The organism is Ralstonia sp. NFACC01 (assembly GCF_900115545.1).
Taxonomy (GTDB): Bacteria; Pseudomonadota; Gammaproteobacteria; order Burkholderiales; family Burkholderiaceae; genus Ralstonia; species Ralstonia mojiangensis.
The window spans coordinates 148284-169580 of the sequence record NZ_FOWV01000004.1 but is presented as its reverse complement, the minus strand read 5'-3'; the positions used below and the strand labels follow the sequence as shown (position 1 = coordinate 169580).

General features: G+C 64.5%; 16 protein-coding genes and 1 riboswitch. Of the genes, 6 read left to right on the top strand and 10 right to left on the bottom strand.

The genetic code is table 11. The annotated features are described in order from the left end of the window. Window position 1: 1 nt before the first annotated feature. Genes BM136_RS11800 through BM136_RS11790 form a run of 3 tightly spaced genes read right to left on the bottom strand, consistent with a single transcriptional unit; the run spans window position 2 to window position 7680 of the window. Window positions 2–3103: a multidrug efflux RND transporter permease subunit gene (locus BM136_RS11800; RefSeq protein WP_092972015.1), complete on the bottom strand. Its 3102-nt coding sequence runs from the start codon at window positions 3101–3103 to the stop codon at window positions 2–4. Continuing rightward, window positions 3100–6234 (bottom strand): MdtB/MuxB family multidrug efflux RND transporter permease subunit, encoded by a 3135-nt coding sequence (locus BM136_RS11795; protein WP_092972014.1) that lies wholly within the window; start codon window positions 6232–6234, stop codon window positions 3100–3102. Before BM136_RS11795 ends, BM136_RS11800 begins: the two co-directional genes overlap by 4 nt. A 57-nt stretch (window positions 6235–6291) precedes the next feature. Then, complete coding sequence (locus BM136_RS11790; RefSeq protein WP_092972013.1) at window positions 6292–7680, bottom strand: MdtA/MuxA family multidrug efflux RND transporter periplasmic adaptor subunit; 1389 nt, start codon at window positions 7678–7680, stop codon at window positions 6292–6294. A gap of 253 nt (window positions 7681–7933) precedes the next feature. Between BM136_RS11790 and BM136_RS11785 the strand changes: the two genes are divergently transcribed. From BM136_RS11785 to BM136_RS11775, 3 genes are all read left to right on the top strand, one after another. Then, window positions 7934–8665: a response regulator gene (locus BM136_RS11785; RefSeq protein ID WP_024978593.1), complete on the top strand. Its 732-nt coding sequence runs from the start codon at window positions 7934–7936 to the stop codon at window positions 8663–8665. Continuing rightward, window positions 8649–9935, top strand: a complete 1287-nt coding sequence (locus tag BM136_RS11780; RefSeq protein ID WP_092972012.1) for an ATP-binding protein — start codon at window positions 8649–8651, stop codon at window positions 9933–9935. The genes BM136_RS11785 and BM136_RS11780 overlap by 17 nt, the downstream gene beginning before the upstream one ends. A gap of 119 nt (window positions 9936–10054) precedes the next feature. Beyond that, entirely contained in the window at window positions 10055–10495 is a 441-nt protein-coding gene (locus BM136_RS11775) for a putative hemolysin (protein WP_092972011.1), read from the top strand. 75 nt (window positions 10496–10570) lie between these two features. On the opposite strand, the gene BM136_RS11770 is transcribed toward BM136_RS11775, so the two are convergent. Next, a complete protein-coding gene (locus tag BM136_RS11770; protein ID WP_175537121.1) occupies window positions 10571–12265 on the bottom strand; it encodes an ArnT family glycosyltransferase in 1695 nt (564 codons plus the stop codon). Window positions 12266–12462: 197 nt separating this feature from the next. After that, window positions 12463–12618, top strand: a riboswitch (FMN riboswitch). 126 nt (window positions 12619–12744) lie between these two features. Here BM136_RS11770 and ribB point away from each other — a divergent pair. Then, on the top strand, window positions 12745–13470 hold the full coding sequence (gene ribB, locus BM136_RS11765; protein ID WP_092972009.1) for a 3,4-dihydroxy-2-butanone-4-phosphate synthase: 726 nt from the start codon (window positions 12745–12747) through the stop codon (window positions 13468–13470). Window positions 13471–13506: 36 nt separating this feature from the next. Here the strand turns inward: ribB and BM136_RS11760 are convergent, their stop codons facing one another. The 5 genes from BM136_RS11760 to BM136_RS11740 all read right to left on the bottom strand — a co-directional run bounded on the left by BM136_RS11760 (window position 13507) and on the right by BM136_RS11740 (window position 18420). Then, window positions 13507–14133, bottom strand: a complete 627-nt coding sequence (locus BM136_RS11760) for a bifunctional 4-hydroxy-2-oxoglutarate aldolase/2-dehydro-3-deoxy-phosphogluconate aldolase (RefSeq protein WP_092972008.1) — start codon at window positions 14131–14133, stop codon at window positions 13507–13509. Between the two features lie 34 nt (window positions 14134–14167). Continuing rightward, the gene (locus tag BM136_RS11755) at window positions 14168–15520 is read right to left on the bottom strand and encodes a GntT/GntP/DsdX family permease (protein ID WP_092972007.1); all 1353 of its coding nucleotides are present in this window, start codon (window positions 15518–15520) and stop codon (window positions 14168–14170) included. A gap of 91 nt (window positions 15521–15611) precedes the next feature. Beyond that, window positions 15612–15998 carry a RidA family protein gene (locus BM136_RS11750; protein WP_009240594.1) on the bottom strand — a complete coding sequence of 129 codons (387 nt, stop codon included), beginning with the start codon at window positions 15996–15998 and terminating at the stop codon, window positions 15612–15614. Window positions 15999–16040: 42 nt separating this feature from the next. Continuing rightward, complete coding sequence (locus BM136_RS11745) at window positions 16041–17537, bottom strand: N-acyl-D-amino-acid deacylase family protein (protein WP_092972312.1); 1497 nt, start codon at window positions 17535–17537, stop codon at window positions 16041–16043. 13 nt (window positions 17538–17550) lie between these two features. Beyond that, window positions 17551–18420: a MurR/RpiR family transcriptional regulator gene (locus BM136_RS11740; protein WP_175537132.1), complete on the bottom strand. Its 870-nt coding sequence runs from the start codon at window positions 18418–18420 to the stop codon at window positions 17551–17553. A 162-nt stretch (window positions 18421–18582) separates the two neighbouring features. Here BM136_RS11740 and BM136_RS11735 point away from each other — a divergent pair, with 162 nt between their 5' ends. Both BM136_RS11735 and BM136_RS11730 read left to right on the top strand, forming a co-directional pair. Beyond that, window positions 18583–19860: an amino acid deaminase gene (locus BM136_RS11735; RefSeq protein WP_092972005.1), complete on the top strand. Its 1278-nt coding sequence runs from the start codon at window positions 18583–18585 to the stop codon at window positions 19858–19860. 11 nt (window positions 19861–19871) lie between these two features. Continuing rightward, the gene (locus tag BM136_RS11730; RefSeq protein WP_092972004.1) at window positions 19872–20792 is read left to right on the top strand and encodes a sugar kinase; all 921 of its coding nucleotides are present in this window, start codon (window positions 19872–19874) and stop codon (window positions 20790–20792) included. 225 nt (window positions 20793–21017) lie between these two features. Here BM136_RS11730 and BM136_RS11725 read toward each other — a convergent pair whose 3' ends face one another. Continuing rightward, a complete protein-coding gene (locus tag BM136_RS11725) occupies window positions 21018–21284 on the bottom strand; it encodes a PAAR domain-containing protein (protein WP_092972003.1) in 267 nt (88 codons plus the stop codon). Window positions 21285–21297 lie beyond the last annotated feature (13 nt).

The following is a 21297-nucleotide window of genomic DNA, read 5'->3' as shown; positions in this document are numbered from 1 at the left end:
TTCAGCTTCCTTGCGAATCCAATGCGGGCAGCGGTGCGTCTTTGCTGCGGCCGGCGCGACGCAGGCGCAGCCGGTCGAGCGCCAGGTAGACCACCGGCGTGGTGTAGAGCGTGAGGATCTGGCTGACCAGCAGCCCCCCGACGATGGAGATGCCCAGCGGCGTGCGAAGCTCCGCGCCGTCGCCGTGGCCGAGCGCCAGGGGCAGGGCGCCCAGCAGCGCGGCCATCGTCGTCATCAGGATCGGCCGGAAGCGCAGCACGCAGGCGTGGAAGATCGCATCTGCGGGGCTCATGCCCTGGCTGCGCTCAGCCTCGAGCGCGAAGTCGATCATCATGATCGCGTTCTTCTTGACGATGCCGATGAGCAGAATCACGCCGATCAACGCGATGATCGAGAAATCCGTGTCCGTGATGATCAGCGCCAGCAGCGCCCCCACACCGGCCGAGGGCAGCGTCGAGAGAATCGTGATGGGATGCACGTAGCTCTCGTACAGCACGCCCAGCACGATGTAGATGGTGATGAGCGCAAACAGGATCAGCACGGGCTGGCTGGAGAGCGAATCCTGGAACGCCTTGGCGGTGCCCTGGAAGCTGCCGTGCACGGAGGACGGCACGCCGATGCGGTTCATCGCGTCCTGGATGTCCTGCGTGGCGCCCGACAGCGATGCCCCCGGCGCGAGGTTGAACGAGATCGTGCTGGCCGCAAACTGCCCCTGGTGATTGACGGCCAGCGCCGTGTTGGTGGGCTCGTAATGCGAGAAGGTCGACAGCGGCACCTGCGCACCCGTCGACGTGATGATGTAGATGTCGCGCAGGCCGTCCGGGTTCTGCCAGTACTGAGGCGCGGCTTCCATCACAACACGGTATTGGTTGAGCGGGTTGTAGATGGTCGATACCTGGCGCTGCCCGAACGCGTTGTTCAGGGCGTTGTCGATATCGCTCGGATTGATGCCGAGCGATTTCGCCTTGTCGCGGTCGATGACGAGGGAAGTCTGCAAGCCCTTGTCCTGCGTATCTGTGTTGACGTCCGTCAGCGACTTCACCTGCGTGAGCGCCTGCTTGATTTTCGGATCCCACGCGCGCAGCTCGTTCAGGTCGTCGGCCTGCAGCGTGTATTGGTACTGCGCGTTGCTGGCCCGACCGCCCACCCGGATGTCCTGTACCGATTGCAGGAACAGGCTCGCGCCCGGCTCACGCGCGAGCTTGCCGCGCAATCGGTTGATGATCTGGTCGGCAGACATCTTCCGCTCGGCCAGCGGCTTGAGCTGAATGAACATCTGCCCGGTATTGCGCTGACTGCCGCCCGTAAAGCCCACCACGTTCTCCACCGCGGGGTCTTGCCGAACGATGGTGATGAAGTCGGTCAGCTTGGTGCGCATCGCCTGGAACGAGATCGACTGGTCCGCCTGGATGAAGCCGATCACCCGGCCGGTGTCCTGCTGCGGGAAGAACCCCTTCGGCACGATGATGTACAGGTAGACGTTCAGGCACACCGTTGCCAGCAGGATCAGCAGCGTGAGCCAGCTGTGCCGCAGCGCCCACGCCAGCGAATTGCGGTAGAGGTCGAGCAGGAAGGTGAAGAAGCCTTCGGTCTTGCGATGGAACCAGCCATGTTCTTCCTCGGCGGCAGGCTTGAGCAAGCGTGCGCACATCATCGGCGTAGTGGTGAGCGACACCACCAGCGACACCAGGATTGCGACCGACAGCGTCACCGCAAACTCACGGAACAGCCGCCCCACGATGCCGCCCATCATCAGCAGCGGGATGAACACGGCAATCAGCGACAGGCTCATCGACACCACGGTAAAGCCGACCTCGCGCGCACCCTTGAGCGCTGCCTGCATGGGTCGCATGCCGTTTTCGATGTGGCGCGAGACGTTTTCCAGCACGACGATGGCATCGTCCACGACAAAGCCTGTTGCCACGGTCAACGCCATCAGCGAGAGGTTGTCGAGGCTGTAGCCGCACAGGTACATCACCCCGAATGTGCCGATGAGCGAGACGGGCACCGCCACGCTCGGAATGAGCGTTGCCCGCACGTTGCGCAGGAACAGGAACACCACCATGATCACCAGCGCGATCGACAGCACCAGCGTGCGCTCCACATCCTTGAGCGAGGCGCGGATGGTGGGCGTGCGGTCCATCATCACATCGAGGTTGATCTGCGCGGGAATGGTGTTGCGCAGGTACGGCAGGATGTCGTTGATGCGGTCGACCGTGTCGATGATGTTGGCGCCCGGCTGCCGGCTGATGATGAGCAGCACCGAAGGCTTGCCGTTGGCCGAGCCGTAGTTGCGGATGTCCTGCACGCTGTCAGTCACCTCGGCCACGTCGGCCAGCCGCACCGGCGAGCCATTGCGCCAGGCGATGATGAGCGATTGGTATTCGACGGCCTTCTTGGCCTGGTCGTTGGCGTAGATGGTCCAGACGCGGTCGCCGGATTCCATCATGCCCTTGGGCTTGTTCGCGTTCGTGCTGGTGATGACGGTGCGCACGGTCTCCATCGAGATGCCGTACTTGTTCAGCGCCATCGGGTTCAGCTCGACCCGCACCGCCGGCAGCGACGCACCGCCGATGGTGACTTGGCCCACGCCGTTGATTTGCGACAGCTTCTGCGCGAGGATGGTCGAGGCCGCGTCGTACAGCTCGCCGCGCGACTTGGTGTCGGACGTCAGCCCCACGATCATGATTGGCGCATCGGCCGGGTTGACCTTGCGATACGTCGGGTTGCTCGGCAGGCCGGAAGGCAGCAGGCTGCGTGAAGCATTGATGGCGGCCTGCACATCGCGCGCCGCGCCGTCGATGTCGCGCGACAGATCGAACTGCAGCGTGATCCGCGACGAACCGAGCGAGCTGGAAGACGTCATCTCGGTAATGCCCGCGATGCGGCCGAGTGAGCGTTCCAGGGGCGTCGCCACAGTGGCCGCCATGGTCTCAGGGCTGGCGCCCGGCAGCGACGCATTGACCGAGATGGTCGGAAAGTCCACCTGCGGCAGCGGCGACACCGGCAGTAAGCGGAACGCCGCGATACCGGCCAACGCCACGCCGATGGTCAGCAGTGCCGTGGCAACCGGCCGGGCGATGAAGGTGGCGGACAGATTCATCGCGGTCCGCCAGATTGGTTGGTGCCTGCGGCGCCGTGGCGTCGGGCAGCACGGCGGGCGCGCCAGTCCCGCAGGCGTTCGCCCAGGTTGTCGAAGGCCAGATAGATGACCGGCGTGGTGAACAGCGTCAGCACCTGGCTGACCAGCAGGCCGCCCACCATCGTGATCCCCAGCGGCTGGCGCAACTCGGAGCCCACGCCCGTGCCGAGCATCAGCGGCAGGGCACCCAGCAGGGCGGCCATAGTGGTCATCAGAATCGGACGGAAGCGCAGCAGACACGCCTGGTAGATGGCGTCGCGCGGGGCCATGCCCTGCTCGCGCTCGGCCTCCAGCGCGAAGTCGATCATCATGATCGCGTTCTTCTTGACGATACCGATCAGCAGGATGATCCCGATGATGGCAATGATGCCCATGTCCCTGCCCGACACCAGCAGCGACAGCAGGGCACCTACACCGGCTGACGGCAGCGTCGACAGGATCGTCACCGGGTGGATCGTGCTTTCGTACAACACGCCCAGCACGATGTACATCGTGATGACAGCCGCGAGGATCAGCCACAACTGGTTCGACAGCGACGCACGGAACGCCAGCGCGGCCCCCTGGAAGCTGGTCTGCATGCTGGCCGGCAGGCCGATCTCCTGTTCGACGGCATTGATGGTGTCGACGGCCGCACCCAGCGAGGCATGCGGGGCGAGGTTGAACGAAATGGTTGCCGCCGGGAACTGGCCCTGATGGTTCACCACCAGCGAGCCCGGTTGTTCCACCACCGTGGCAAACGCGCCCAACGGAATCTGCTGGCCGCTGTTTGACGCCACGTGCAGGTCGTATAGCGATTGCGGCCCAAGCTGCATCTTCGGGTCCGTCTCGAGCACCACGCGGTATTGGTTCGATTGCGTGAAGATGGTCGAAATCAGGCGCTGGCCGTAAGCGCTGTACAGGACGCTGTCGACCGCTGCCATCGTGATGCCGTACACCGCCGCCTTGTCGCGGTCGACCTGCACGTAGGCGCGCAGGCCGTTGTCCTGCAGGTCGCTCGCCACGTCACGCAGTTCGTTGGTCTGCTGCAGGCGTTCAACGAGTTTCGGCACCCACTTCGAGAGGTTGTTCGGGTCCGGATCTTCTACCGTGAACTGATACTGCGTGCGGCTCACGCGGTCTTCAATCGTCAGGTCTTGCACCGGCTGCATGTACAGCGAGATACCTGCCACCTTGGCCAATTCGGGCTGCAGGCGCTGAATGATCTCGGTGGCGTCGGCGTCGCGTTTATCCTTCGGCTTGAGGTTGATCAACATGCGGCCGCTGTTGAGCGTGGTGTTCACGCCATCCACGCCGATGAACGACGACAGGCTTTCGACCGCAGGGTCTTTCAGTACCACCTCGGCCAGCTTCTGTTGGCGCTCTGCCATGGCCGAGAACGAAATCGACTGAGACGCATCCGAAATGCCCTGGATCACGCCCGTGTCCTGCACCGGAAAGAACCCCTTGGGCACCACTACATACAGCAACGCCGTCAGCACCAGCGTGCCGATGGCCACCAGCAGCGTGGTCTTCTGCCGGTCGAGCACCCACTGCAGCATGCGGCCGTATCGGGCGATGACGTTGTCGAAGAACGCGCCGGCCGCGTGGTAGAAGCGGGATTGCTCGGCCTCGGGAATGTGCTTGAGCAAGCGTGCGCACATCATCGGCGTAAGCGTGAGCGACACCACGGCCGAGATCAGGATCGATACCGCCAACGTAATTGCAAACTCGCGGAACAGTCGCCCCACCACGTCACCCATGAACAGCAGCGGAATCAGCACGGCGATGAGCGAGAACGTCAGCGAGATGATCGTGAAGCCGATCTGCTTGGAGCCCTTGAGTGCGGCCTCCATCGGTGGGTCGCCGTCTTCAATGTAGCGGGCGATGTTTTCGATCATGACGATGGCGTCGTCCACCACGAAACCCGTGGCGATGGTCAACGCCATCAGCGTGAGGTTGTTGATTGAAAAACCTGCCAGGTACATCACGCCAAACGTACCGACCAGCGAGAGCGGCACCGCTACCGCCGGAATGACCGTGGCTGGCACGTTGCGCAGGAACAGGAAGATCACCATCACGACCAGCGCCACGGCCAGCATCAGCTCGAACTGCACGTCCGATACCGAGGCACGGATCGTCGTGGTGCGGTCGGTCAGCAGCGATACCTCTACGTTGCCGGGCAGCGTTTCTTTCAACTGTGGCAGTAGCGCCTTGGCACGGTTGACCACCTCGATCACGTTGGCGCCAGGCTGGCGCTGCACGTTCAGGATGATGGCGGGGGTGGTGTTGGACCACGCGGCCAGCTTGCTGTTTTCGGCGCCGTCAACGATCTGCGCCACGTCGGTCAGGCGGATGGGCGCGCCGTTCTTGTAGGCGACGATCATCTTGCCGTACTCGGCGGCCGACTTGAGCTGATCGTTGGCGTCGATAGTGGAGGCGCGCATCGGGCCGTCGAAGCTGCCCTTGGCGCCATTCACGTTGGCGGTGCCGATGGCGGTGCGGATGTCATCGATTGACAGCCCGAGCGCCGCTAGCGCCGACGTATTGGCCTGGATGCGGACGGCCGGCCGCTGCCCGCCGCTGATGCTGACCAGGCCAATGCCTGGCAACTGCGATAGCTTTTGCGCGATGCGCGTGTCGACCAGGTCTTCCAGCTTGGGCAACGGCATCGTGTTGGAGGTGATCGCCAGCGTGAGGATCGGCGCGTCGGCCGGGTTCACCTTGCTGTAGATCGGCGGCATCGGCAGATCGTTCGGCAGCAGGTTGCCGGCCGCGTTGATGGCCGCCTGTACCTCCTGCTCCGCAATGTCGAGCGAGAGGGACAGGTCAAACTGCAGCGTGATGACCGAGGCGCCGCCCGAGCTGGACGACGTCATCTGCTTCAGGCCGGGCATCTGCCCGAACTGCCGTTCCAGCGGCGCGGTGATGGACGACGTCATCACGTCGGGGCTGGCACCCGGGTACAGCGTTGTGACCTGGATGGTCGGATAGTCGACCTCGGGCAGCGCAGAGAGCGGCAGCATCCGGTACGCCACCAGGCCCGATAGCAGGATGGCGACCATCAACAGCGTGGTCGCCACGGGCCGGAGGATGAAGATTCGGGAGGGATTCATGCCAGCTCGGAACAGAAGACTTCGTCAGGCGAGTGCACGCAATGCACGACTCACGGCTTACGGCTTGGCAGCCGGGGCACTTGCGGCGGGTGCCGAAGCGCCACCCTGGCCACGGCGATGACGCCCGCCCTGATGGGCCTGGCCGGCCGCGGGTGCGCTTGCAGCGGCGGCACCCGGCTGGATCACCTCCACCGGCGAGCCGTCGCGCAGCTTGTCTGCGCCGTCGATCACCACGCGTTCGCCGGGCTGCAGGCCTTGCGCCACCGACACGCGCTCACCTTCGGTCACGCCCAGCTTGACCACGCGCAGCGCTACCTTGTTGTCTTCGCCGACCACGTAGACGAAGGTGCCCTGCGTGCCGCGCTGGATGGCTGCGCTCGGCACGATTACCGCGTCGCGTAGCGTATCCACACGCATGCGCACGTTCACGAACTGGTTCGGGAACAGCATGGCGTTCTGGTTCGGGAACTGCGCACGCAGCTTGACCGTACCGGTGGTGTTGTCGATGGTGTTGTCCACGGTCATGAGCACGCCGCGCGCGAGCTGCGTGGTCTGGCCGCGATCCCAGGCCTCCACCGGCAGCTTGTCGCCGGACTGCAGGCGCGGCATGACCTTGGGCAGGTTGTCTTCAGGAATGGAATAGATGACGGTAATCGGATCGATCTGCGTGATGACCACGATGCCGTTGGTGTCCGAGGCGTGCACGATGTTGCCCGGATCGACCTGGCGCAGGCCAACCCGGCCCGACACCGGCGCAGTGATGCGCGTATAGGAAAGCTGCACGCGGGCGTTGTCGACGTTGCCCTGGTCCAGCTTGACCGTGCCGTCGTACTGGCGCACCAACGCGGCTTGCGTATCCACCTGCTGCTTGGAGATCGAATCCTGCGAGAGCAGCGTCTGATAGCGCTGCAGATCGAGCTTTGCGTTTTGCAACAGCGCCTGATCGCGTGCAAGCTGACCTTCCGCCTGGGCAAGTTGTGCCTGATAGGTGCGCGGGTCGACCTCGGCCAGCAGGTCGCCGGCCTTGACGGTCTGCCCCTCTGTAAACGCCAGCCGCACGAGCTGGCCGTCCACACGCGTCTTGACCGTCACGTTGTTGACCGGGGTGACATTGCCCAGCGCCGACAGCACCACGTTGATGTCGCCCTTGACGGCCGTGCCGACCATCACCGGCATCGGCTTGCCGGCCATGGCTGCGCCGCGCCCACCGGGGCCACCTCGACCACCCGGGCCGCCCGCATTGCGGTACTTCGCGTGATAGACCGCATAACCGATCAGCACGAGGATAACGATCACCACCCAGATGCCCCAGCGGCGGCGCTTGCCACCCTCGCGCGGGGGCGGCAGCAGCGTCGGAGATACCTCGTTGGGCGTCTCCTTCCCGTCGTACGTGCGGCGGCCGGCGTCGTCAAACTGGCCGGGCTTCTGGTCCTTGGGATCGGACATGTTGGCGTTCCTGTTCTTAGCAATATGGGGACGAGCGCACATGATAGCTGGCGCCCGTGCCAGTCAGACCGCAGCTTAAAGGCAACGCCTTTGCGCAGAATTAGTCGCGCAGCGGGTTCTATTACGGCTGATTACAAACCCATCGCGGTGTTACCGGGCGAAACAATATGGTGACAGTGCAGCGGATTCGTGAGGGCCACAGTCGCTATCATGAGCACACCTTCCTGCGCATACCAGAGACTCCACCAGACAGATGAGCGGCACCAAGATCCTGGTCGTCGATGACGACGTCGAACTGCGCGACCTTCTGCGCGAATACCTGACCCAGCAGGGCTTTGCCGTTTCCGTGCTGCACGACGGTGATGGACTGGGCGCCCGGCTCGAACGCGAGCGTCCGGCACTCGTCGTGCTCGACCTGATGATGCCCAAGGTGGATGGCCTGTCCGCCCTGCGTGATCTGCGCGCCCGCAACGACGACGTGCCCGTCATCCTGCTCACGGCCCGCAGCGACGAGATCGACCGAATCATCGGCCTGGAAATCGGTGCCGACGACTATCTCGGCAAGCCGTTCTCGCCGCGCGAGCTGCTCGCCCGTATCAACGCGGTGCTGCGCCGGCGCCTCGCCGTGCCGGCATCGGCTCCGGAAGACCGCGACAGCTTCAGTTTCGGCCCGTTCAAGCTCAACTTTCGCATGCGCACGCTGTTTCGCGGCGATACCGCGCTCTCCATCAGCGATACCGAATTCGCGCTGCTCAAGCTGCTGATCGGGCATGCGATGCAGGTGCTCACGCGCGAGCACATCGTTGAGCTGATGTACGGGCCGGGCAGCGGTGTGTCCGACCGGGGCATCGACGTGCAGATCTGGCGCCTGCGCCGCGTGCTGGAAGAAGACGCGCAGCGCCCGCGGTATATCCAGACCGTGCGTGGCCGCGGCTACACCTTCGTGCCGGATGAGCGGGAAGAGGTCAATGAAGTTCAAGGCTAGATTCGACACGCTGTTCGGCCGGCTGGCGGTGCTGATCGTGGTGGTGCTCGTGCTGAGCCACTTCTCATGGCTGGGCGTGCTGCGCGCGGAGCGGCGCGAGCGGCAATTCCAGGCTTCGGTCGATCAGATGGCATTCCAATTGCAAGCCTTCCAGGCAGCGATGGACGGTCATCTGAAGGTCAAACTGCCTGACCTAGTGACCGAAACCGCTGAGCCGCCCGCGGGGGACCCGTCATCCGCATCGGACAAGTCTGCCGAACTGGTGCGACAGCTCGCGCGTCGTTTGCCATCCGATACGCAATTGCGGCTGGAACCCGGCCCCACGCCGCGCGTGTTCGTGCGCTTTCCGCAGCGCAACAAGTGGATCGCCATGCCGCTGGTGTGGGTGCATGCGCCGCCCACCATCTCGGCAGTGGTACCGGGCGTGATGGTGGTGCTGGCGATTGCTATTGCGTTCTCGTTGTTTGCGGCGTGGCAGATCCAACGCCCCGTGCGCGAGCTGGCCGATGCGGCCGGGGCGTTGGCCCGGCGCCGCTACGTGGCCCCGCTCAAGGAGCGTGGCCCGTACGAACTCCGCCAGTTGACCGACCAGTTCAACCATATGGCTGCTGACCTGTCGGCCGCCGACGAAGAGCGCAACACCATGCTGGCCGGCATTGCGCACGATCTGAAGACGCCGCTGTCACGCCTGCGCCTGCGTGCCGAAATGCTGGCTGACCAGAAAGCAGGCGCCGGTATCGAACGCGATGTCGAGTCCATGTCGGCCATCGTCGAGCAGTTTCTCGCCTATGCGCAAAGCGGCGACAGCGAGGCGCGCGAGGTGTCGGTCGACCGCCATCTGCGCAGCCTGGTGCAGCCGTTTGCCGAGCAGGGTAAGCATGTCGCGCTCGATCTGCATGCGGGAGACCGCTTTCGCCTCAAGCCGACGCATCTCGAGCGCATCGTCGTCAACCTGCTCGACAACGCATTCGCGTATGGCGCCGAGCCTGTCAACGTGCGCACCGCAGTGGACGAAACCGGCTATACGCTGACGGTGGAAGACCACGGCGCGGGTATCCCCGTGGCTGACTTTGACCGCGTCATGCGGCCCTTTGTGCGCCTGGACCCGGCTCGCGGCGGCAATGCGCACTGCGGGCTCGGCCTGGCGATCGTCGATCGGCTGGTGCGCCACCTGGGCGGCGATCTCGCAGTCGGACCGGCGGCTGCGGACGCGCCATCGCCGGGTTTTCGCGTCACGATGCGATTTCCAGTCTCAACTGCGGTGGCTTGATCGCCGGAACGCTCGACTGTTCGCCTGACTGACATATGAGCAAGCGATTGCGTAAGCTATCCTAGGCGGCGCAAGCACGCTTGTTGCGTGCGCTCACCAGAACTCCGGGAGGAAAACGCATGGATCGCGCTGTCTGTCTCGTCAAGGATGCTGGCCAGGCCCGCATGGCCGCCACCGTTGCCGCTTGTGTGCTGGCGATGGGCTTGGCAGCCTGCTCGTCGCCGATGCCTCCGTGGCAGCCGCCGCGCATGACCATCGAGCCCGCACCTCCGCCGCCGCCCGCACCGGCACCTGCGCCGGCGACCACGCTGCCGCCGTCACCGGCCATGCAGTCGGTGCCGTCCCAGCCGCCGGCTTACGCGCCGCCGCCTGCCGCAGATACGGAACCCCCGCGCGCAACGCCGGGCATGGCGAATCCGGCATCCACGTATTGCCTGCAGCGCGGCGGTCAACTTGAGTTTTCCACGCGTGCCAACGGCGCTGACGTAGGAACGTGCGTCAGTCCCGGCGGCGATGAGTGCGAGGAATGGGCGTTCCTGCGCGGCAGTTGTACGTGGTAACCGCAGGCAATGAAAAAGGGCCGCAGATGTTGCGGCCCTTTTTGTTTGGAGGAGGCGAATGGTTTGGAGATGCACTTACCGCCGCGCCACCACCACCTTGTCGGCAGATTCGGCCACCAGGCGCATCGGCACACCGGCGTCTTGGAGTTTCTGCCACGTGGTGCGGCGCATGAATGCGTAAGCGGGTGGCCCGTCGGTCCAGCGCTTGATCCATTCGTCAGTGGTGGCAACGACCTTGCTCGGTTCCAAGCCGGCGCCCATTTCCAGTTCGTCAAAGCCCGAGACCAGCGTCATTGGGCGACCGAGGTAGTAGATGGCGGTCTGATCTAGCCACTCGACCGAGTAGAACGGCGTCTCGGCCGGAATCGGGCCCGTCGCGCTCAGCGTCTTTTCGATGACGTCGCGGGCAGACAGCGCGTCGCGGAAGATCTCGCTGGCGTTGAGCACGCGATCCCAGCAGAACAGGGCAGAGATCGACAGCACGATTACGGCCACGGTGCGCTTCTGCCAGCGCAGCGCCACGAGTGCAGCCAGCGTGCCGACGGCCAGCATGGCCATGACCTCACGCAACGCAGGCATGGCCACCGCAACCTGTTCAACCGGCATCTTCGCGCCGGCCTTGGCGCCGATCATCGGCACCGCAAACCACAGGCCGATGGCGATCACAAGATTGACGCCCAGCGACCACGCGACGGTGCGCGTGGGCATCTTCTCCAGCGCCAAAGCCAGCACAATCGCCAGCGCAGGGAAGGCCGGCACGATATAGCCCGGCAGCTTCGAGCTGGACGCCGAGAAGAACAGGAAAATCATCCCCGCCCACGCAATCGACCAGCGCATCAAATCAAACTGTCGCGTGCCAACGAAGAGATCGGCCACGCGCCCCATGCGCCGGCCGATGGCCGCAAACAGCAGCGGCGTCCACGGCAGCAGCCCCGCCGCGCCCACCGCGATGAAGTACCACCACTTGCCGCTGCGATGGTGCTCATTGGTCAGGAAGCGCTGGAAATGCTCGTGGATAAAGAAAAAGTTGAAGAACTCCGGGTTGCGCTGCTGCACGATCACGAACCATGGCACCGTGGCGGTCAGGTACAGCGCAAGGCCCGGTAGCCAGTGCATGCGGCGGATCAGTGCCCAGTCGCGTGTCATCAGCAGATAGGCCACGCCGATCAAGCCCGGGACGACCAGCCCGATCAACCCCTTGGTGAGCGTCGCACCTGCCAGCGCCAGCCAGACCACCAGCATCCATGCGAGCCGCCCGCCACGCGATGCACTCGGCCGCTGCGCCAGCGCAAAGCCGCACGCTCCGACGGTCAGGAAGAAGCCCACGCCCATGTCGAGCGTGATGACCTGCCCGAACAGCAGATACAGCAGCGAGGAGGCGAGAATTGCCGCGCCGGTTGCCGCGGCCCGCCCGCCGCGATAGACCGCCAGCGTCCAGGCCGTCATCAGGATGCCGCCCAGACCGAACAGCACTGGCCACAGGCGCGCCCCCCAGGCATTGACGCCGAACGCCTGGAACGTGGCCGCCGTCGTCCAGTACTGCAGAGGCGGCTTCTCGAAATATTTGAGGTCGTTCAGGCGCGGCGTTACCCAGTCGCCCGAGACCACCATCTCGCGCGGGATCTCCGCATAGCGGCCTTCATCTGGCCGGAACAGGGTAGAGCGCTGGAACAGGTCATCCGTCCACAGCGCGAGGAACACAGCGATGAGCGCAATGACAAGCAACGCCATCCATGGCGAGCGGCGGGAGGAAACAAGGCGGGATTCCATGCAGGGGTGAACTTCGCGGGCACGGTCGGAAAGGGTGGATTCTAGTCGATGCCGGATCAGCGTTGATCTTCATGCCGTGTATTAGCGACCGCAGCCATCACGAAGCCTAGATAGCGCTTTGCCCGACCCGTCAGTAGGGTCGAATCGTTGCAACTTGTTGCGGTAGCATTGCGCTTGCCGGCGATCCTGCCGGTTCAGTACGTCTTCAGGGCGGGGTGGAATTCCCCACCGGCGGTATGCGGACCGTGCGTCCGTGAGCCCGCGAGCGCCTTGCATGCGCCTGCATGCAAGGGTCAGCAGATCCGGTGAGATGCCGGGGCCGACGGTCAGAGTCCGGATGGAAGAAGATGTGCGGAACAACACGCCCGTGCAACAGGGGCGCGCTTGGCTTTGCGCCGGGCTGCGCCGCTGCATGGCGCGCGCGTGTTTGTCTGCTTGCCCTGGAACGTCTTGTCGCCAATCTTGCGAGGAGCGTGTCCATGTTGTCCACTCAGCAATCCCCCGTAGTTCGCCCGCCCGTGTTGCCTGCCAGCAATGTGATGCTTGAGGCCATCGATGCCCGCTTTGATCCGGCCGACATGCCTGCGCGCATGGCCGCCGCGCTCGACGCTGTGCGGTTGGGCGTGCCTGTTGTCGTGCTTGACGATGCCGATCGCGAGAACGAGGCCGACCTCATCGTCGCTGCAGACAAGCTCACGCAGGCCAGCATGGCCATGCTCATTCGCGAGTGCAGCGGCATCGTCTGCCTGTGCCTGACGGCGGAGAAGAGCGCATCGCTCGGCTTGCGCCCGATGGTGGAAGACAACCGCAGCCAGTACGGCACGGCGTTCACGGTGTCGATTGAGGCACGCACGGGCGTGAGCACCGGCGTATCTGCAGCGGACCGCATCACGACCATCCGCGCAGCCATCGCGGCAGATGCCGATACGCGGTCGGTCGTCAGCCCCGGGCACGTGTTTCCGCTGGTGGCAAAGGAGGGTGGGGTACTGGCGCGGCGCGGTCATACCGAGGGCTCGGTCGACCTGGCACGTCTGGCGGGCTTGCCGCCGGCTGCCGTGCTATGCGAGCTGATGCTGCCCGACGGCACCATGGCGCGCCGGGACGACGCGGTGCGTTTCGCTGATCAGCACAACCTGCCGGTGCTGACCATTGAAGACATCGTTCAATATCGGGAGCAGATGGAGCGCGCGGTCAGCTTCGTTTAATGCCAAAGCCGGCCGCGCGAAAAAGGTAACGCTGATTTACCGCTTGAGCGCGGCCGCTTCCTTGGCGAGTGCCGTGATGCCTGCCCAGTCACCGGCAGCGACCTTGTCCTTGGGCACCATCCACGAGCCGCCTACGCACACCACGTTGGGCAGCGCGAGGTAGTCGGGCGCGCTTTGCGGCGTGATGCCGCCGGTCGGGCAAAAACGCACATCGCCAAAGGGGCCATAGATCGACTTGAGCATCGGGATGCCGCCAGCCGCTTCTGCCGGGAAGAACTTGAGCGTGTTCAGGCCGAACTCCAGCGCCAGGATCAGCTCGGACGGCGTGGCGATGCCCGGCAGCCAATCGAGTTCTGTCTTGGCCTGCGCCACGGCCAACATGGGCGTAATGCCCGGCGACACCGCGAACACCGCACCGGCATCCTTCGCCTGCTGGAAATGCTCCGGCCGCGTGAGCGTGCCGGCGCCGACGATGGCATCGCCGCCCAGGTCATTCACCACCGCACGGATCACATCCAGCGCCACCGGCGTGCGCATCGTGATCTCGAACGTGCGGATACCGCCCTCGTATAGCGCGCGGCACACCTTGACGCCTTCATCGACAGATTGGAACTGCAGCACCGGGATGACCGGGCCGGCCTTGACGACGGAATCGATACCCACAACGTTCTCCTAGATCAACTTCAACAGAACAAGCTTAAACGACGGTCGCCAGCGCAAGCGTTAGCAGCAGCGCGACGATCGAGATGATGGTTTCCAGCACCGTCCACGTCTTGAAGGTCTGCGGCACGGTCAGGTTGAAATACTCCTTCACCAGCCAGAAGCCGCCGTCATTCACATGTGACAGGATCAGCGAGCCGGCGCCCGTGGCTAGCACCATCAGCTCCGGCTTGACGGCGGCGCCCGAAGCTGCAGCGATCGGGGCGACGATGCCGCAGGCGGTCGTCATGGCCACCGTGGCCGAACCCGTGGCGATACGGATCAGCACGGCTACCACCCAGCCCAACAGCAGCGGCGACAGATGTGCGTCGGTGGCGACAGCCACGATGGCCTTCGACACGCCCGAATCACGCAGGATCTGGCCGAAGCCGCCGCCTGCACCCACCACCAGCGTGATCGTGGCGATCGGTGCCAGACACTCGTTGGTGAACTTGAGGATGGTGTCGCGATTGAAGCCGCGTGCCTTGCCGAACGTGTAGAAGCTCACGATGGCGGCAATCAGCAGGGCCATCACCGAGTTGCCGGCCAGCTTGAGGATGTCGTTTGCCAGCGTCTTGGGCGCGGCGATCAGGTCGGCCCAGCTGCCAATCAGCATCAGCACCACCGGCAGCAGGATCGTGAACAGCGTCACGCCAAAGCCCGGCAGTTCGCGCTTCTGGTCGGCCTCAACAAACTGCGCGGCCAGCGGGTTGTTCTCGTCCGGCTTGACGTAGCGCGAGATCAGCATCGCCCACAGCGGACCGGCCAGGATGGCCGTCGGCAGGCCAACGATCAGCGCATACATGATGGTCTTGCCGATGTCTGCCTGGTAAGCCGTCACGGCCAGCAGCGCGGCCGGGTGCGGAGGAATCAGGCCGTGCACCACCGACAGGCCGGCCACCATCGGCAGGCCGACCATCAGGATCGGCGTGCCCGTGCGCTTGGCCACGTTAAAGGCAATCGGGATCAGCAGCACGAAACCGACTTCAAAGAACACCGGCAAACCGATGATGAACGCCACGACCATCATGGCCCAGTGCGCGTTCTTCTCGCCAAAGGCACTGATGAGCGTTTTGGCGATGCGCTCGGCCCCCCCGGATTCCGCCATCATCTTGCCGAGCATCGTCCCGAGGCCCACCACCAGCGCAATGTGGCCGAGCGTGCCGCCCACACCGGTTTCGAACGCCTTGACGATATTGCCCATCGGCATACCGACCACCACGCCCAGCACGAGCGAGACGACGATCAGCGTGACGAACGGGTTCAGCTTCTGGACTGCAATCAGGTAGATCAGCGCGACCACCGCCAGCGCGGCGGTCAGCAATAGCGAGTTGCCTTGCATCGGGACCATCGGGTTTCCTCCTCAGGGATATTCACGGCTCTTGTTGTCGTGGGCGCGCCGTTGTGCGGGCGCCCGTTTTGAACTGCGCTTGTATTGCGCGTTACGGCTTCTTGTACGCCACGCAATCGACTTCAACCTTGCAGTCGATCACCATGCTCGACACCACGCAGGCGCGCGCGGGCGGGTTGGCGCCGAAGTACTCCTTGAACACCTTGTTGAACGACTGGAAGTCGCGCGGGTCATCCAGCCACACGCCGCAGCGCACGACGTGTTCGGGGCCGTAGCCCGCTTCGGCCAGGATGGCGAGCACGTTCTTGATGGTCTGGTGGGATTGCTCGACGATGCCGTTGCCGACCACCTCGCCGTTCACCATGGGCGTCTGGCCCGAGACAAACAGCCAGCCGTCTGCGCCGGCCGCGCGGGCAAAGGGGAGGTGCTGGCCACCGGTGCCGGTGCCGCCTTCAACGCCAATTCGGGTAATCGTCATCGCTACGTTCCTTCTTTCAAAACTCTCAAACAAACTCGGATTTCAGTGGACTTCGGTGGCCGCAACTGCCTGCGCACGCGGCCCGCGCTTGAGAAAGCGCCCCGCGCCGGGTGTCTGTACCGCGGGCTGCACGGCACCACCCTGATATGACAGATGGCCGTTGACCCACACCGCCGCAATGCCCGCGGCCGGTTGCTGCGGGTCGGTAAAGGTGGCGACATCGCGAACCGTTTCGGGATCGAACAAAACGAGATCCGCCCAATAGCCCTCGCGCACCAGGCCGCGTTCAGTCAGGCCGAAGCGCTCGGCGGACTGGCCTGTCATCTTGCGGATGGCGGCCGACAGCGAGAGCAGCTTGCGCTCGCGGCTGTAGTACCCCAGCACGCGCGGAAAGGCGCCCCATAGGCGCGGATGCGGTTTCGGATCGTTCGGCAGGCCGTCGGAGCCGATCACCGTCGCAGGGTGGGTGATGATGCGGTCCAGATCCTGCGCGGACATGTTGTGGTACACGGCGCCTGCCGGCTGCAGGCGGCGCGCGGCGTCCATCAGGTCGGTGCCCCACGCGGCGGCGATCTCCTTGAGCGTCTGTCCGGCCATGCCCGGCTCCGGCTCAGACCACGTGATGAAGATGTCGAATTCGTCCGTCACCTGCTTCAAGTCCAGCGTGGACGAGCTTGCGGTGTACGGATAGCAGTCGCAGCCCACGGGCTGATAGCGCTGGGCACCTTCGATGGATTCCAGCACTTCGCCCGCGCGGCCCCAGTTGGCCGCACCCGCGCATTTCAGGTGCGAGATCACGATGGGCACGCGTGCATGCTTGCCGATGCGATACGCCTCGTCCATCGCATCGAGAATCGCGGCAAATTCGGTACGCAAATGCGTCGTATAGATGGCGCCGGCTTCGGCCAGCGGCTCGGCCAGGCCCATCACTTCCTCGGTGGTGGAAGCGAAGGCGTTGGCATAGGCGAGGCCTGTCGACAGGCCCAGCGCGCCGTTGTCGAGCGCCTCGCGCAGTTGTGTGCGCATGCCTTCGACTTCATCGGCGGTGGCGGGGCGATCGAGGCGGTCCAGGTGGTTGTTGCGCAGTGCCGTGTGGCCGACCAGCGCCGCCACATTGACCGTCGGCTTGGCGCGCTCCACCGCGTCGACATAGGCGGCGAAGGTCGGGTACGCAAACGCGCTGGCTGGCCCGAGCAGGTTCATCGGGTCGGGCGGTTCACCCTTGAGCGTGGCGGGCGACGCGCTGATGCCGCAGTTCCCGACGATCACCGTCGTAATGCCCTGAGACACCTTGCACAGCATGTCGGGCGTGCGGATCACGTTGGTATCGTCGTGCGTGTGCACGTCGATGAAGCCTGGGGCGAGGACGCGGCCCTCGCCGGCGATTTCCTCATCCCCCAGCCAAGCGGTGGAGTCCGATGTGGCGATGGCGGCGATGCGGCCGTCGGTGATGGCCACGTCGAACAGCGTGGCCTCGGGTTCGTGGCCGCTGCCGTCCACAATGCGGACCTGACGGATGACGGTGTCGTACTGCTGCATGTGCTGCTCCTGCTCAATCTCCGAGCGGCTGGCGATTGCCGCCGCCGCGATGCGCATCGAGCACGTACTTGATGCGCCGTAAGAGCTCCTTGCTGCGATCGGCCTGCTGCAGTGCGACCTCGGTGGCCAGCAGGTCGATCATCATCATCATGGCGTAGCGCGATGACGACGGCTTGAAGATGAAATCGGTTTCCATGGCCTGGATCGGCAGCAAGACATCGGCCAGCGCAGCCAGCGGTGAGCCGATGGCCGTGATGGCGACGATCTTCGCGCCGTACTCGCGCGCGATGGTCACGCTGTCGATCACCTCGGGCACGTGGCCAGTCACGGAAAACACGACCACCACATCGTCCGGGCTGAGCGTGGCCGCAACCATCCGCTGCAGCATCGAATCATGATAGGTGGTGACCGGCCGTCCTAGGCGCGCAAGGCGGTAGCGCATTTCGTCGGCCATGGTGGTCGAGCCGCCGCCCATGCCGAACACGGCAATCATGCGCGCCGCCACCAGGGCGAGTGCCGCAGTGCGGAACGCCTCGGGCTGCACCAGCGCGCGATTGGCCTCCAGCACATTGCTGATGTCGGCCAGGATGCCGTCCGCGCTTGAAGGTGGGCGGTCCGCGCCGCCATCCAGAAAGCGCTGGCCGACTGCGGCTGCCTGCGCTAGCTTGAGCTTGAGTTCTCGCACGTCGCGACAACCCATCGCTTTGGCAAAGCGGGTGACGCTGGCCTCACTCACGCCAGCGCGTTCGGCCAGCGTCTGGATGCTGCCGGCGGCGGCTTCGGCAATGTCGCTCAAGACCGTCTGCGCGACCTTCTGCTCGGCGGGACGCAGTTCAGCGGCACGCTGGGAGAGTCGGGTCACGATGTCCATCGGTTCACGCATCGGGTCGGGCTTAGGGTCTCGCATTCTGGCCCCCGGTAGTGGTCCGGATAGCGGCTTTGAGAGTGCTTTGGTACTTTGTAACAGACTGGCCCGGAGAATAGTTTCGTCGCTATCATTGTGTCAACCCGATGTTTACCCCCAAAGGAACACGAGCCGAATCCCATGAGTGATACAAAGTACCAAGGAGACGCCAACGCCGTCGTCAACCCGCTCGACAAGGGCTTGGGTGCGTTGGAAACCGCATGCGCGCCGGAGCAGATTGCTGCGCAGCGCTGGAATGTTTTGAACGAAGACCTGAACCTGCCCGCGGCGGTGCTCTCGCAATCGCGCGTGGAGCACAACCTCGCGTGGATGCAGCGCTTCGTGAGCGAATACGGCGCCAAGCTCGCACCGCATGGCAAGACGACGATGGCGCCTCGCCTGTTCCAACGTCAGCTGGCCGGCGGTGCATGGGGCATCACGCTGGCTACGGCGCACCAGACGCGCGTTGCCTATGCCCACGGCGTGCGTCGCGTCCTGATGGCCAATCAGCTGGTCGGTAAGCGCAACATGGCGATCCTCGCCGAGTTGCTGGCCGATCCGACGTTTGAGTTCTTCTGCTTGGTGGATGCGGCGGATCAGGTCGATCAGCTTGCCGCATTTTTCGGCAAGGCGGGGCGCCCGATCCAGGTGCTGATCGAACTGGGCGTGCAAGGCGGCCGCACCGGCGTGCGCGACGACGCGCAACTGCAATCGGTGCTCGATGCGCTCACGCGTGCCGATGGCGCCGTCAAGCTCGCAGGCGTTGAAGTCTATGAGGGCGTGATCAAGGAAGAGGCGGATATCCGCGCCTTCCTGCAGCGCGCCGTGAAGGTGACGGAGGATCTGGCGAAGGCGGGTCGCCTGCAACGCACGCCGGCTGTGCTGACCGGCGCCGGGTCGGCTTGGTACGACGTCGTGGCCGAAGAATTCGCCAAGGCCAGTATCGGCCAGCCGCTGGATGTGGTGCTGCGCCCGGGCTGCTATCTGACGCACGATGTGGGCATCTACCGCGCGGCGCAAGCCCGTATCGACGCCAACAACCCGATCGCGCACAAGATGCGTTCGAGCCTGCTGCCGGCGCTCCAGCTTTGGGCCTATGTGCAATCGGTGCCTGAGGCTGAGCGCGCCATCATCGCCATGGGCAAACGTGACGCTGCATTCGACGCCGGGCTCCCGCTGCCGGTGCTGCATTTCCGCCCAGGTGACAAGACGCCCTCGGCCACGCCGGCGCACTGGGAAGTCACCGGCATGATGGATCAGCATGCCTACCTGAAGATCGCTCCCGGCGACGACATCAAGGTGGGCGACATGATCGCTTTCGACATCTCGCACCCGTGCCTCACGTTCGACAAGTGGCGCCAGATTTCTGTCGTTGACGACGCCTACAACGTGGTCGACGTTGTGCAGACCTACTTCTGAGCGGGACGCCCATGGCAGATATCCTCGCCTACGGCGAAGCGCTGATCGAGTTCAACCAGGCGGATCCCGGCAGCACGTCGTGGAATTTCGGCTTCGGCGGCGATACGTCGAACTTCTGCATTGCCGCGGCACGGCAGGGCGCACGCACGGGCTACATCAGCGCGGTGGGCGCCGACCGCTTCGGCCAGGCGCTGCGCGCGCTGTGGCAGGACGAAGGTGTCGACCACACCTACGTGCACACCGATACGCAGGCGCCCACGGGCCTGTACTTCGTGTCGCACGATGCACGTGGCCACCACTTCGACTACCTGCGCGCGGGCTCGGCAGCCAGCCGCTTCCAGACGGCGCAACTGCCATTGCAGGCGATTTCGTCTGCCAAGGCCTTTCACCTGTCAGGCATCAGCCTCGCCATCAGCGATACGGCCTGCGACGCGGGTCTGGCGGCGATGGCGCATGCGCGGGCGTCGGGTGTGCTGGTGTCGTTCGACACCAACCTGCGCCTGCGCCTGTGGCCGCTGGCGCGCGCCCGCGCTGTGATGCAGGAAGCGATGCGCACGTGTGACCTCTGCCTGCCGAGTTGGGATGACGTGACCGTGCTGCTCGACTGCCATGACCGTGATGGCATTGTCGATACGCTGCTCCGATGGGGCGTGAAACTGGTGGCGCTCAAGATGGGCGCGGAAGGCTGCTATGTGGCTACGCCCGAGTCGCGCACTCTGGTGCCGCGTCATACGGTCAATGCAATTGATGCGACGGGCGCCGGCGATTGCTTTGGCGGGTCGTTCGTGGCGCGGATCGTGGCGGGGGATTCGCCGTTAGAGGCGGCGCGGTATGCGAATGTGGCGGCTGCGATTTCTACGACGGGGTATAGCGCTGTAGCGCCGATTCCGCGGGCTGAGGTTGTGCGTGCGGCGTTGGGGCTGCCAGCCTGAAGGGCGATTTCCTGGTTCTGTTACCGCAAGCAAAACGCCACCGTACTGCGACGCGGTGGCGTTTTGCTTTCAGGCGAATTGCGTTGTCTCGCCTGGAGGAGTCAGGCACGGTCATCCATTGCGGACCAATGAAAATTGACCTGGGATGTCGCTCTGAGGTGGGCGGCATATCGACGTGCCGCTCGGGGCGCGGACCGTATAACCGCCATCGGAGTGGTTTGTGCGCTAGCCACTCACTTGCGTGCGCGGGTCTCCAGCGATCAGCACAGCGCCGCAGGCGGTCTTCATGCCGCACAGCGCGACCTTCACGCCGTTGACCTCATAGTTATCGGCACCCTCGATGATCGGGAACGGACCGCCGCACTTGGGGCACCTGACCATGTTGCCGATACCGGCTATCGGAAGGCCATACAGGTCGGTACCGGGGATGCCGTCGAGCACTACGCCACCGTGGTCGGGGGGGTCTCCTACGCGGATGATTTCAGCGCTCATGTGTCTTTCAGGA

Coding starts and splice junctions, on each gene's coding strand:
- BM136_RS11800 (WP_092972015.1), bottom strand. CDS start 3,103: ATGAATCTGTCCGCCACCTTCATCGCCCGGCCGGTTGCCACGGCACTG.
- BM136_RS11795 (WP_092972014.1), bottom strand. CDS start 6,234: ATGAATCCCTCCCGAATCTTCATCCTCCGGCCCGTGGCGACCACGCTG.
- BM136_RS11790 (WP_092972013.1), bottom strand. CDS start 7,680: ATGTCCGATCCCAAGGACCAGAAGCCCGGCCAGTTTGACGACGCCGGC.
- BM136_RS11785 (WP_024978593.1), top strand. CDS start 7,934: ATGAGCGGCACCAAGATCCTGGTCGTCGATGACGACGTCGAACTGCGC.
- BM136_RS11780 (WP_092972012.1), top strand. CDS start 8,649: ATGAAGTTCAAGGCTAGATTCGACACGCTGTTCGGCCGGCTGGCGGTG.
- BM136_RS11775 (WP_092972011.1), top strand. CDS start 10,055: ATGGATCGCGCTGTCTGTCTCGTCAAGGATGCTGGCCAGGCCCGCATG.
- BM136_RS11770 (WP_175537121.1), bottom strand. CDS start 12,265: ATGGAATCCCGCCTTGTTTCCTCCCGCCGCTCGCCATGGATGGCGTTG.
- ribB (WP_092972009.1), top strand. CDS start 12,745: ATGTTGTCCACTCAGCAATCCCCCGTAGTTCGCCCGCCCGTGTTGCCT.
- BM136_RS11755 (WP_092972007.1), bottom strand. CDS start 15,520: ATGGTCCCGATGCAAGGCAACTCGCTATTGCTGACCGCCGCGCTGGCG.
- BM136_RS11750 (WP_009240594.1), bottom strand. CDS start 15,998: ATGACGATTACCCGAATTGGCGTTGAAGGCGGCACCGGCACCGGTGGC.
- BM136_RS11745 (WP_092972312.1), bottom strand. CDS start 17,537: ATGCAGCAGTACGACACCGTCATCCGTCAGGTCCGCATTGTGGACGGC.
- BM136_RS11740 (WP_175537132.1), bottom strand. CDS start 18,420: ATGCGTGAACCGATGGACATCGTGACCCGACTCTCCCAGCGTGCCGCT.
- BM136_RS11735 (WP_092972005.1), top strand. CDS start 18,583: ATGAGTGATACAAAGTACCAAGGAGACGCCAACGCCGTCGTCAACCCG.
- BM136_RS11730 (WP_092972004.1), top strand. CDS start 19,872: ATGGCAGATATCCTCGCCTACGGCGAAGCGCTGATCGAGTTCAACCAG.
- BM136_RS11725 (WP_092972003.1), bottom strand. CDS start 21,284: ATGAGCGCTGAAATCATCCGCGTAGGAGACCCCCCCGACCACGGTGGC.